2 protein-coding genes are annotated in these 507 nt (G+C 62.9%); both read right to left on the bottom strand.

Features of this window, described 5'->3' with window-relative positions; translation table 11 throughout:
• The coding region (locus tag AC4PR2_RS29670) for a TraU family protein (protein WP_492176147.1) at window positions 1-416 on the bottom strand (416 nt) is incomplete at its 3' end.
• Window position 417: 1 nt separating this feature from the next.
• Window positions 418-483 (bottom strand): hypothetical protein, encoded by a 66-nt coding sequence (locus AC4PR2_RS29665; protein WP_492176148.1) that lies wholly within the window; start codon window positions 481-483, stop codon window positions 418-420.
• Window positions 484-507 lie beyond the last annotated feature (24 nt).

The raw sequence follows: 507 nt of genomic DNA, 5'->3' as shown, positions 1-507 counted from the left end.
CGCTGCCCGGGGGTTTTCAGCTCATTGTTGCCACCGCCGGCTGCAACGCCGCCCAGTGCGCTGGTGATACTGCTCTCGAGTCCGCCGGCGGCCTGACTGACCATCGACATCTCACGCCACGGGTTGCCTCCCGGGGTGTTATACGCCGACACCACCGCCTCCGGGATGAAATGGCTAACTTTGACCGAAGTTCGGACAGTGCAGCCGCCCCAACTGCAGAACAACCAGTAGCAAATACCGCTGACGCGCCAGCTGATGCAGGACTGCGACACCGCACTGGCAACAATCTGTGCGCTGTTGAGCGCGGCATTCGCCGCCGGCACGCCGGCCGCAGACAGCATCATGGCCACACCGAGGGATTTAAGGGTCAGCCGGGGTTGTCCGGAAGACGCCAACTGCAAGGGAAATCGTTGCATGTCACTGGCCCTCCAGTGACTTCGCGCGCAACGCGGTGGCCCGGGCGATATCAGCGGTGCCATACACCACATCCCGATCGTCAAACACGAC

The organism is Serratia sp. A07 (assembly GCF_058725505.1).
The sequence above is the reverse complement of the archived record's forward strand: the minus strand, read 5'-3'. Positions and strand labels throughout refer to the sequence as shown.